An 11182-nucleotide genomic window follows, 5' to 3' on the forward strand; every position below is an offset into this window, starting at 1 on the left:
AATCATTCCGACCGATTCGCTGATTCAATTGCGGCAGCGGCTCGACCGCTTGCCGAAAAAAAGCCCCGAAAGGACTGCTCAGGTGGCCGCGATAGCCGAGTTGTACGGCGTGTCGCCAAGCACCGTATACCGGGCGCTGAATCTCATCCATAAACCCCATGCGGCTCATCGGGCCGATTACGGCAAGCCGCGTGTGTTGCAGCAAGCCGAGCTGGAGTGCTACTGCGAGCTGATCGCCGCGCTGAAACTGCGAACCACCAATAAGCAAGGAAGGCACCTGTCCACCCGCCGCGCCATTGAGCTGCTGGAAGACTACGGGGTGGAGAGCGAGCAAGGCTTGGTCAAGGCGCCCAAAGGGGTGCTGACCCGCAGCACGGTGAACGAATACCTCAACCGCTGGCATCTGGATCAGTCACGGTTGTTGCGGCAGCCTCCAGCCACGCGTTTTCAGGCGACGCACAGCAACGACTGTTGGCAGTTCGACCTCTCGCCCTCCGACCTCAAACACATCGACAAACCGGACTGGATCGACCCGGCCAGGGGCGAGCCGACGCTGATGCTGTTCAGCGTGGTTGACGACCGCAGTGGCGTGGCCTATCAGGAATACCACTGTGTGTATGGCGAGGATGCGGAGTCGGCGTTGCGCTTCCTGTTCAACGCCATGGCGCCGAAAGCGGACCCTACCTTTCCCTTCCAGGGCCGTCCCAAGCTGATCTACTTGGACAACGGCCCGGTGGCCAAGCGCCGCGTCTTCCAGAACGTCATGCAGGCGCTGGGCATTGACTGGCAGACGCACATACCCGCCGGAAAGGATGGCACCCGCACCACGGCCCGCTCGAAAGGCAAGGTGGAGCGACCTTTTCGCACCGTGAAGGAAGCCCACGAGACGCTGTATCACTTCCACAAGCCGGAAACTGAAGCGCAGGCCAACGAATGGTTGCTGCGTTACCTGGTGCGCACCTACAACACCCAGGATCATCGCGCCGAACCGCATTCACGGATCGATGACTGGCTCGCCAACTTGCCTGTCGAGGGCCTGCGCGAGATGTGCACCTGGGAGCAGTTCTGCCGCTTCGCCCGCGAGCCGGAGCGGCGCAAGGTCGGCGTCGATGCGCGGGTCAGCATCGACGGTACGGCCTACGAGGTGGAGCCCGACATGGCCGGCGAAACCGTGATGTTGCTCTGGGGCTTGTTCGATGACGAACTCTATGCCGAGTTCGAGGGTGAGCGCTTCGGACCTTATTACCCGGTTTCCGGCCCCATTCCGCTGCACCGTTACCGCGCCTTCAAGCGTGGCAAGGCGGATGAGCGATCGGATCGCATTCGCTCGCTGGCTGACCAGCTTGGCCTGCCCATCGCCGCCTTGGCCGGGGACGATGTGCGGCTGATGCCGCCGGCCGTTCCCGTGTCACTGCCCCGCCAACCCTTCGATGCCGAGGCACATGAATACCGGTTTCCCAGCGTCATCGCCGCCAAACTGGCCATCGCCGATGATCTGGCGCAGCCGTTGGCTAAGCTCTCAGCCGACGATCAAGCCTACATCCATCAGGTGCTGAGCGAAACCCTCATACAGTGCATCGTACTGGAGCGCGTGCGGGGCTACTTCCGCCACAAGAAAATAGGAGAAGAACATGCGGGCTGAAGTGATGCAGCACTACGGACTGACGTTGCCACTGAACCAGGCCGGGTACTTTGAAACCGCCCACCATCAACAGTTGATCAAGGACATCAAGGGGGCAATCTTCGAAGGACGGCTGATTGCCCTGTGCGGTGTCATCGGCAGCGGTAAGACCGTGATGCTGCGCCGGCTGCAACAAGCGATGGAGGAGGAAAAGAAGATCACGGTTTCGAAATCACTGGCCATCGAGAAGCACAGCATCAAGTTGGCCACCTTCATCGCCGCGCTCTTCTACGACCTTTCCACCGAGAAACAGGTACGCATCCCGACCCAGGGCGAAAAACGAGAGCGTGACCTGCGCGAGTTGGTGAGGAAGAACAAGCGCCCGGTCGCCCTGTTCGTCGATGAGGCGCATGACCTCAACGGCCACACCCTGACCGGCCTGAAGCGCTTGATGGAGCTGGTCGAGGACGGCGACGGTCGGCTGTCCATTGTATTGGCCGGGCACCCCAAGCTGCGTAACGACCTGCGCCGACCGACGATGGAGGAAATCGGCTACCGCACTGACATTTTCTCGCTCGACGGCATCACTGGTAGCCAGCGGGAATATATTCATTGGTTGCTGGATACCTGTACGGCGGGAAAGGTCGAATCCGAGTCGATCTTGACTGAAGATGCCATTGATTTGCTCGCCACCAAGCTGCGCACACCCCTGCAAATCCAACTGCATCTTAGCTTGGCCCTGGAGGCCGGCTACCTGACCGGTGAGAAGCCCGTGTCGGCAGAACTCGTGCATTCAGTTTTGTCCCGCCAACTGGATGACCTGGAGCCGACTCTCACGCGCCACGGCTACCGCCTTAAGGAACTGGTGGAGCAGTTCGACGCCAAGCCCACCGAGATCAAGGCGTTGTTCAGCAATACGCTCGACCCGGCGCGGGCCGTCGAGCTGCGCGACAAGATGCTGGCAGCGGGCTTGCCGATTTGAGCCCCATTATTTGCAGCTAATCCTGGCTGGCGATGATGGAATGCAGGTCGGCACGGATCAATGCTGGTTCATTCGCAATCAATGCTGGTTGGCCGGGTCGGTCATTCGCAGTTAATTCTGGTCGAAAACCGCGATGATTGCAGGTCGGGACGTTTTCAAATGCAGGTCGCTACAACTAACGAAAGGCCAACGGCCACTGGGCGAACCCATACAGGCATATGGCTGAGCAAGAAGGTTTCCCCTTGCTTGGCGAGCAGGATGGTTTGAGCCATTACACCGGCAATGGCTTCAGCAGCCTTTGGTGGAACCGCGTTCCCGATCCGTTCCCGCCATGCTTGATCGCTCAAGCCATCCAGTTCGAGCATTTCCTCGGGGTCGACAAGGCTTTGCAATGCAGCCATTTCAAGTGTGGTGAATGGGCGGTGCCAGGTGCCGTCGAGGCTTCTGATCACGCATGTCAGTCGATCATTGGCTGCCGGCATTCTTGGATCGGCGACACTCCAACGGCCATTGTCCAAGCGCGCACTGGCGGACACAGCACCGGCAGTGCTGTCCCAAGGGACCACGCCGTAATGCCCGCCAGTGAGATAGGCATCCCCTTTCACGCGGCGCAGGCCGGAGCGAGGATCCTGCACAGCGAAGGCCCCCTGCCCTGTTGTACTGCCCGCGATCACAGTTCGAGCGCAGCCATTCCAACGGGTTACGTTGTACTTGCCGTGTCCACCAGCTGCGCCACGCGGATCCGCAACGCTGAACGTGCCCTGACCTGGTGACTTGACCCCAATAATTGCGCCGCTGGTGTCCTCCCACTTGCGCACGCCGTATTGATGATATTGCGGGGCGTCTATGGGGCTGCGCGGATCTGCGACAGAGAATGCCCCGTTGGTAGGGCCTGATTGGCCCGCCACGGTCCCTACGGCTTTATTCCAGGCATTTACACCCAAATAGCCTGAGAACGCCTCTGGCACGATCACAAAGTCCCGCAGATAGCCGTCATGGATCGCCAGTTGATCGAGGCTGCGCCAATCCTTGCCCGCTTCGACAAGCGCGAGCCGCACCCATGTTTTCCATTGCAGTGACGGCACGCGGTGCATTGGGCCTGCGCGCTCGATGTCACCTGGCATCGGCATGCGGCCGAGGACGGCACCGACGGATTGCAACGACTTCTTTTCCGGCTCGTACAGGAACGGAGGAACCTTCTCGACGTGGCGGGCGACCAGCAAGAACCGTTTCCGGGATTGGGCCAGTCCCCCCAGTTCGCCGCAGTCGTGGGTCGTCTCCGAGACGGCGTAGCCGAAGAACTCAAGGATCTGCCCGATCTGATCAAGCAAGTGTCGGCCACGGCTGGCCAGACGCGGTACGTTCTCGAACACGATCAAGCTGACTGGGTTGTGTTGCCATGCTTCGCACATGAGCCACACGCAACGTAGCGTCAGCTCGTTGAGCGCCTGATATTTGGGGGTGAGGCTCAATGCTTCGGACAACAAGCCCGACGCGCCTTTGCATGGGCTGCTGATGAACACAACGTCAGGATCTTGGTAGCCAGCGGCGCGGCGAATGTCATCCGGCGTAGCCTCCCGCCAATCCGCAGGCGGTTGCTTGCCGTGAAACGCGATGTACTGCTCGCGGGTGAACAGATCCATCTGAGTACCTGGTACACCGGCCAAGCGCTCAAAATCCTTGAGCGCTCCGGCGTCCACGTCGACACCACCGACGCAACGCCATTCGGCCTGCAGCTTGCCGACTATCTCTTTGTTCTGGTTGAAACCCTTTGCGCCGCCGCCAAGACCGCAGCAGAAATGAAAGTGCTTGAGCACGTACCTGATAGGCATGATCGTATTCCGTCACTGATGCCCGGACCGAGAGGTCCGGGCGTGCTGAGGTCAAATGGCTGAGGCTGTCGCTTCGGCCATGTCGCGGAAGATTTCGGCGTGCAGTTCCAACGGGAACTCGGCGAGAACTTCGCGCTGGCCGATGCCGGAGCGCTGCGCGACAACCATGTACAGGGTGACGGTGGAAGGGATTTGCCCAGGACGGGCTTGGTGGGAGGGTTCAACGGTAAAACCGCTGTACTCGCGAAGGGTCTTCGCGTCGCTGAAATAAAGCAGGTGGGTTTCGGTAGCCATTGTTTGAATCTCCTTCGAGTGGCTTGGAGCGGTTGCCGCCGCTTTGTCCCAAGCTGCCGAGGCGGTATTGCCTCGACAAATCCATTATTTCAAAGGAGCCCCAAAAAGTCAACTAAAAGTATCATTAGATTTTACCTTTAGTAATTTTTTATTAATTCACTTCAACTGACGGGCAATACAGGCCAGCTTAGTTTTGAATGGCTCGACAACTGGCTTCGCGCAATATTCAGCTAGTTCACTGGCTTGTCGTTGCGACACAAGAACGCTGTACGATACCGCACCGACAGCGACAAACAGAGCCAGTACCAGCAGCACAGTGCTGCGTTTTGATTTAGCGTTTTGCATCGATCTGATTTCCTTGACCTGGTGAAGTGGCCCGGCGGAGCGGGCGATGGGCTTAGCAGTTTATTTCAAGAATCGACATCAACTGGTGTAGCCATCAAATCAGTACCCCAGCCAATGCATTACGTCACGGGACTTGTATTCCGAGTGGTCGCCCAGCTCGTCTACAAGATCGGCGAAGGCGAGGGAATGTTTCTCGCACTCGGCTTTTGCTTCGTCGCGGCTTACCACGTTGTCTTCTTCGAGAGCTTCGTCCAGGGTCATCGTTATCACCTCATCTGTTGGGGTTGCCCGGTGCTTACCTGCACCAGGCGCGCCGAATGTTGATTACTTGGTGTCGTCGCCTTCGAGGTCACTGCGACTCGGCGCCAGGTCGACCAACGCGCGTTTCCCTTTCGGATCGATGACTGTGAACACGCATGCGCTACCTGGCTCGCCATTCGCTACACGCTTAGCGAAATACTGTTTCGCAACAGCTTGAGCAGCAGCCAGGGGACCGCCAGTTACATCAACGTCCATTTCCCAAATAACACGATGAACAGCCATTTCATTCTCCTTCGCAATTCGCTTGGGCGGTTGCCGCCGCTGGTTCCAAGCTACCGAAGCGGGATTGCTTCGACGGAGAAATTATCTCAAAAAATAGAAAACGAGTCAACTATAAGTATCATCTGATAGGACTATATATTTACTTTCTCGCATGCGAGAATGCGCCCATCCGCTTGACCTTGTGTCATATATATAATACACTTATACCCATAAAAACGATTATCCAAACCGCCACTTACATGACTTGGGAACGCAAACTGCGTGACAAGAAGGCCAAACTGATTATCGCGGCGCGGGTGTTGCGCGTAGCCCACGGGTTGCTTGGTGACGTGCAGCCAGTCGGTCAAGGCGTCAGTGAGTTGCGAATTCATCATGGCCCCGGCTACCGGGTGTATTTCCAGCAGCGCGGCGATCAGCTGGTCCTATTGCTCTGCGGTGGGGATAAAAGCAGTCAGGCGCGGGATATAGAAACCGCTAAAACTCTGGCAAGCCAGTGGAGTGAAGACGAATGAAAGAACCAATTTACGAATACGATCCAGCGGAATTACTCACAGACGCGGAATCTATCGCCATCTTTATGGCTGATGCTTTCGAATCGGGGGATGCCTCATTTATCGCGCAAGCGCTGAGCGTGGTAGCTCGCGCCAAAGGCATGACCGCAATTGCAAAAGAGGCAGGCGTTACCCGCGCACACCTCTACCAACTGAAAAACGGCAACCCGACTTTGAAAACCATGATTGGGGTAATGCGGGCGGTTGGCTTGGACATGACAGCCAAACAACACAGTGAAGCTGCCCACGGATAAAGGAGGCACCATGTCTGGCCGTGATACATCAGCGCGCCTGCCCGTCATTGACGGGCCATGCAAAGGCCAACGGATTGCACAGGTTCAAGACAGCTTCTCTTTCGAGATTGCTAGTACCTCAAGCAAGACCAAGGGGAAGTTTACATACCATTTACGCCGCCACCGGCTGATCGGGCTGGTGTGGGCTTCGCCTACGAACAAAAGCGTTTCGCCCATTGAATCCTAGGCAGAATGCTTGCAGACAAGCCCGCCAATGTGCGGGTTTTTCTTTACTCAAATGTTGACTCGGCGGCTCTGCCGGAGCTGCTCAGAGGCCGAGTGTTGGGCGCGGTAAATAAACGCTTTTCAAAGCAGCAGCCGCAGGCTGCATCAAAACCCTTGGGACTGGAGCGCGCTGCCGGTGGTGGGTCTGCTCGTCAGCTTCGGAAGGTCGCGGTAAGCCCGGACTATCCAGAGCCGGGCCGCGTGCAAGGGGTCGTGGAATACCGCAGGCGCGAAGCGACAAGGATATGCCGCGAAAGCCCCTTGCAGGCAAGGCCGGGCGGCGGATAGGCCATTGGGGCGATCCGCTACCTTCCGATGATGATGAGCCTACCTGGTGATGCGGAAGGACCGGCAAGCGGAGCGCGCAGGCCGCAGGCCGGAGACGTGAGGATCGAAGCCCGAAGGGCCAAGACCTGGCGCGCTTTTGGCCAGGGCTTGGTTCACGAGAGCCGCCCCCCGAAGGGGGCACGCCTGCAGGTTGTCGTTCCTTCCATCACTTCCCGCTGGCTGTCGCGTAAAGGCTGGATTACTGTACATGCAAACAGTATTCCGGTGATTTATGAAAGTCGTAGCAATCCAGCCTCTCTTGGGATCTGGCGTCCCGCTTCAACTGTTGTCCTGCACCGCTGCCGGTGGATTTCCCAGCCCAGCGGCTGATTATTACGAACCGCCCATTTCGCTCGACGAACTGTTGAACATTCGCGCACCACATATCTGGATCGTGAAAGTCGAAGGCGAGAGCATGCGGGATGCCGGAATTTTCACCGGAACCCGGTTGATCATCGACCGGACAGTGACGGCGTGTTCCGGACACATCGTAATGGCATACGTCGACAATCAACCCGTGGTAAAGCGGCTGGCCAAGTCAGCTGCAGGGTGGACACTCGAATCAGCAAACCCGACATACAAGGCCGTTACTCCCGACGAATACAGCACCGTCGAAGTGTTCGGCGTCGTGACTTGGAGTCTGTCGCCTCATGAACTTTGAACCCCGGCGCCCTGTGTTCGGCCTGGTCGACGCGAACAAGTTTTACTGCAGCTGCGAGCGCATTTTCCGGCCTGAGCTGAGGGGTAAACCAGTGGTGGTTCTTTCGAACTCGGATCTGAGGGGTGGAAACCGTTAGTAAATTCTGTAGAGTCCGCGCCACCTTCTGAACTGCTCTGGAACAGCCGTTTCCAGCCTTCAAGAGGAAATCCATCAGCACTGGCTTAAGGCAGCGGTATGAGGCTTGTATTCGCAACAAAAGACCTAACCCTGGCAGGCAGATCCTTCGAAGGCTTTCCGTTGCTGATTGGGTCTGAGGGATGGCCGGTCGAACCAGCGCAAACCTTTCTTTGGCAAGCACTCATTGAGTCAGGGGAGTCTTTGAGCGATTTGACGTGGGAAGCCTACGGACGCCGTCTATACGATTACTTCGCCTTCCTTGATGCCAATGGCTTGGCCTGGAACGAGGAAAGCCCGGCCCACGGTCTCAGCGTTCTCTCCAGGTACAGGGATTGGTCTAGCGGAGAATTATCTCTTGATCCTGGCACGGTGAATAATCGCCTGGCTCTGGTCGTGAGGTTCTACCGATGGGCCAAACAGCGCGGCCTTATCACCATTCTTCCCTTTGGAGAGAAAAGGGTGAGAGCGGCTTCTCACCAGGGACTCCTTACGCACGTTGCGAGGCCTGGAGCCGAGAACACCAAAGCGTCGGTGATGGTGCGTGACCGTAAGCGACCGACAAAATTTTTGACCAAAGATCAGGTCAAGGTATGCCTTGCAGCGGATACTGATCCTAGTCACCAAATACTGTTCCATCTCATGGTTCGTACTGGGCTTCGCTCCTGTGAGGCAAGGTCATTCCCAATAAAGTACGTTTTCAATCCCAGATTAAAAAAGGGGCTGCGCTTTGGGCAGATGATAAGCATTGCTCTTGATCCTTCTGACATGCATATCAAGTACGAGCGCCCGAGAACCATTGATGTGCCTTGGTCGCTGATGGAGGACATGTGGTCTTATTCCCTTCATCAGCGTGAGATTCGTAAATCGCAAGGTGATGGATCTGTGACGGCGCTCTTGCTTACCAACGAAGGTAGACACTACTCCAAAGATTCTGTTGTGGATGTCATGAAGTCTTATGAGCGTAAGTGCGGCTTCTATGTTCGTGCACATATGCTTCGCCACACCTATGGTACTTACACGCTACTGGCTCTTCGGAAAAGTAAATACTTTGAAGGGGAGCCGTTGCTGTACGTAAGAGACAGATTGGGCCATTCCGACGTCCAAACAACAATGATATATCTGCATCTAATCAATCAGCTTGAGGCTCAATCCGTCCTTGCGCATGAGGACGAGATTGACATGATGTTTATGGCTAGATCTACGAAGCAGATCTGAGGTAGTTACATTGGCAAGGCAAAAAAACTACACGGCATCGTTGAAGTCTGTCACAGAGGGATTCGAGGCTGTTGAAAATAATATCTGCATTGATCTTCCGAAAAACCCTAGAAACCATAAAAAACTAGACCATGAAAAATACCTGGGTTTGGGTTTTGATGCCTGGGCAATTCAGAGCTTGCATGTAATAAGGGTATTGCTTCACGGAGGAAATTTCTCTGTGGCGACCTTGATAGGTTATTCTTCAAATGGGCTGCGGTATTTTTTAACGTTCTTGGCCGGTAGAGCGGTCGAGTCACCTCCTGCTACACCTAATAATCTAACCAAGCGGCATTTGGAGCGTTTCGTCTCTTGGCTTAAACTGAAGTATCCGAACGGATCGACAGCAAAGAATTACTACACTAGCTTCAAGTCGCTCGTGATTGTCATGGCTGATTACGGTTTCGTAGAAGGCGATCTTGATGACCTGCTGCCACCAAACCCGTTTCCAAACAATGCTAAAGTCACCAAAGATGCAGATCCCCTAACCATTGGGGAAATGCAAAGGCTGCTAGGTGCATTGAAGACCGATCTCGTCGCGATTCATAAAGGAACCTTTTTAGGTAATGGCGCCGAGGCGATGACAGTGATGTTAATAATCACTGCCGCAAGATCGGGTATCAATACCACGCCACTGCTAGAAATGAAAAGGGATGCCTTACAGCCTCACCCATTTCTTCCTAGTCTGCGTTTGATTACGACAATAAAGCGACGGGGCAAAGGTGCGCAGAGCAAAACGATACGCCAGACCAATCTGCTGGATGAGTACAGCGCTATACCGCTAGATGGCGTTGCTGTCCTGAATAAAGCTCTTGAGATGAGTAAAACGCTTGTGCCGCTCGCATCGAAGGATATCTCCTCGTGCGTATGGTTATACCGTTCTGGCCAGCCGGGCCGCTTTGACGACATTGTAACTCTAACTCCAAGTGCAGTTTTTTCCTCGACCAGGAGTATTTGCGACCGACATGCGCTCCAAGATGATCAAGGGAATCGATTGAATGTCACCCTCAGCCGATTGAGAAAGACAATGGAAAGCCGTCTTTGGAAGCTCAGCGGTGGGGATATTCTCGAAGTTTCATCGGTCATGGGGCATACGCCACAGGTTGCAGATAACCACTATTTAAGGATCAACGACGAAATTAAGGCTGAGGGAGCTATTTTTGTTGGTGAAGCCTTTCCTGACAAGCTACGTGGAACCCACGTTACGTCTACTCCTCCTGGAGGTTGCCAAGACAGCCTGTACGGCAATCGGGCGCCTAAGGATGGGGTCAATCATTGCTCTGAGTTCATCCACTGCCTTGGGTGCCCTAGCTATGCCATCGTCGGGACACTTGAGGATTTGTATCGCCTATTCAGCTACCAGCAATTCCTCTATGCGGAGGTTGAATACTATCTGACGGATGAATGGGAGGCATGGCGCAAGCGCCAGTTCAACTACATACAGTTAATAGATGCATTTACTCTACAAAAATTTGATCCGGCTTTGGTTGCCCGAGCAAAGACTAAGGCGGAAGCATCTCCGCATTTGTTTTGGGCAAAAAAAATTGAGTTCATGAAAAAAAGAATGGATGGCAGGATTTGAATATCAGGAACTCGAATGCGGTTTTGAAGGCGTATGATGTCCTTATTGCGCAGCCAATAACAGCCAATGGCCTGAGCCCCGCAGAGCGAGACGCTATTATCGTAAGCGCTATTGTTGACGAGCATGGTGAAACGCTAGTTCTTAGCAGGCTCGGGGATTCCCAGTGGGATCTTCGACCATTTTTTGATCAGGCCAATGTTGCCGAATACTTTAAGTTCATAAACTGGGATACGAGCATTCCTCAAGCGCTCATTGATGATAGCAAAGCCGTGACTTATGCTTGGTTTAAAAGGGGGATGCCCCGCTCAAAACCCCCTATCGCAAGAGGTATTACAACTTTGGCGGTAGCAAGCGTTATGCCATTTTTGCGGTGGCTTAAAGATCTTGGTATCGCGAGATTCTCTGATGTCCGTCCAATCCATATCAGTAATTATATCCATGGCGGCCGCAAAAACTGAGTGCAACACCTGACCTTTCCGGTACGGTGCTGCCACT

14 protein-coding genes are annotated in these 11182 nt (G+C 55.2%); 9 read left to right on the forward strand and 5 right to left on the reverse strand.

Going from position 1 to position 11182, the window contains the following annotated elements:
* Positions 1–4: 4 nt before the first annotated feature.
* Complete coding sequence (locus HNQ83_RS16450) at positions 5–1642, forward strand: IS481 family transposase (protein ID WP_294281967.1); 1638 nt, start codon at positions 5–7, stop codon at positions 1640–1642.
* Positions 1632–2603, forward strand: a complete 972-nt coding sequence (locus HNQ83_RS16455; RefSeq protein ID WP_175389897.1) for an ExeA family protein — start codon at positions 1632–1634, stop codon at positions 2601–2603. The genes HNQ83_RS16450 and HNQ83_RS16455 overlap by 11 nt, the downstream gene beginning before the upstream one ends.
* 155 nt (positions 2604–2758) lie before the next feature.
* On the opposite strand, the gene HNQ83_RS16460 is transcribed toward HNQ83_RS16455, so the two are convergent.
* The 5 genes from HNQ83_RS16460 to HNQ83_RS16480 all read right to left on the reverse strand — a co-directional run bounded on the left by HNQ83_RS16460 (position 2759) and on the right by HNQ83_RS16480 (position 5617).
* Complete coding sequence (locus HNQ83_RS16460) at positions 2759–4435, reverse strand: DNA cytosine methyltransferase (protein WP_175389898.1); 1677 nt, start codon at positions 4433–4435, stop codon at positions 2759–2761.
* 51 nt (positions 4436–4486) lie between these two features.
* Complete coding sequence (locus HNQ83_RS16465; protein ID WP_169882215.1) at positions 4487–4729, reverse strand: hypothetical protein; 243 nt, start codon at positions 4727–4729, stop codon at positions 4487–4489.
* 156 nt (positions 4730–4885) lie between these two features.
* Positions 4886–5074: a hypothetical protein gene (locus tag HNQ83_RS16470; protein ID WP_169882214.1), complete on the reverse strand. Its 189-nt coding sequence runs from the start codon at positions 5072–5074 to the stop codon at positions 4886–4888.
* A 99-nt stretch (positions 5075–5173) separates the two neighbouring features.
* Complete coding sequence (locus HNQ83_RS16475) at positions 5174–5335, reverse strand: hypothetical protein (RefSeq protein WP_169882213.1); 162 nt, start codon at positions 5333–5335, stop codon at positions 5174–5176.
* 63 nt (positions 5336–5398) lie between these two features.
* Complete coding sequence (locus HNQ83_RS16480) at positions 5399–5617, reverse strand: hypothetical protein (protein WP_169882212.1); 219 nt, start codon at positions 5615–5617, stop codon at positions 5399–5401.
* 209 nt (positions 5618–5826) lie between these two features.
* Here HNQ83_RS16480 and HNQ83_RS16485 point away from each other — a divergent pair, with 209 nt between their 5' ends.
* The 7 genes from HNQ83_RS16485 to HNQ83_RS16515 all read left to right on the forward strand — a co-directional run bounded on the left by HNQ83_RS16485 (position 5827) and on the right by HNQ83_RS16515 (position 11145).
* Positions 5827–6129 (forward strand): type II toxin-antitoxin system RelE/ParE family toxin, encoded by a 303-nt coding sequence (locus tag HNQ83_RS16485; protein ID WP_011475355.1) that lies wholly within the window; start codon positions 5827–5829, stop codon positions 6127–6129.
* The gene (locus HNQ83_RS16490; RefSeq protein WP_169882211.1) at positions 6126–6422 is read left to right on the forward strand and encodes an addiction module antidote protein; all 297 of its coding nucleotides are present in this window, start codon (positions 6126–6128) and stop codon (positions 6420–6422) included. Before HNQ83_RS16485 ends, HNQ83_RS16490 begins: the two co-directional genes overlap by 4 nt.
* Positions 6423–7245: 823 nt before the next feature.
* Positions 7246–7674: a LexA family transcriptional regulator gene (locus HNQ83_RS16495; protein WP_169882210.1), complete on the forward strand. Its 429-nt coding sequence runs from the start codon at positions 7246–7248 to the stop codon at positions 7672–7674.
* Positions 7664–7810 (forward strand): hypothetical protein, encoded by a 147-nt coding sequence (locus HNQ83_RS16500; protein ID WP_169882209.1) that lies wholly within the window; start codon positions 7664–7666, stop codon positions 7808–7810. Before HNQ83_RS16495 ends, HNQ83_RS16500 begins: the two co-directional genes overlap by 11 nt.
* A 98-nt stretch (positions 7811–7908) precedes the next feature.
* The gene (locus tag HNQ83_RS16505; protein WP_175389899.1) at positions 7909–9066 is read left to right on the forward strand and encodes a site-specific integrase; all 1158 of its coding nucleotides are present in this window, start codon (positions 7909–7911) and stop codon (positions 9064–9066) included.
* A gap of 10 nt (positions 9067–9076) precedes the next feature.
* On the forward strand, positions 9077–10687 hold the full coding sequence (locus HNQ83_RS16510) for a hypothetical protein (protein ID WP_175389900.1): 1611 nt from the start codon (positions 9077–9079) through the stop codon (positions 10685–10687).
* Positions 10684–11145, forward strand: a complete 462-nt coding sequence (locus HNQ83_RS16515) for a hypothetical protein (RefSeq protein ID WP_256669019.1) — start codon at positions 10684–10686, stop codon at positions 11143–11145. Before HNQ83_RS16510 ends, HNQ83_RS16515 begins: the two co-directional genes overlap by 4 nt.
* Positions 11146–11182: the final 37 nt, after the last annotated feature.

The sequence above is a fragment of the Pseudomonas sp. C2B4 genome, assembly GCF_013359695.1.
In the GTDB taxonomy this organism is placed as follows: domain Bacteria; phylum Pseudomonadota; class Gammaproteobacteria; order Pseudomonadales; family Pseudomonadaceae; genus Aquipseudomonas.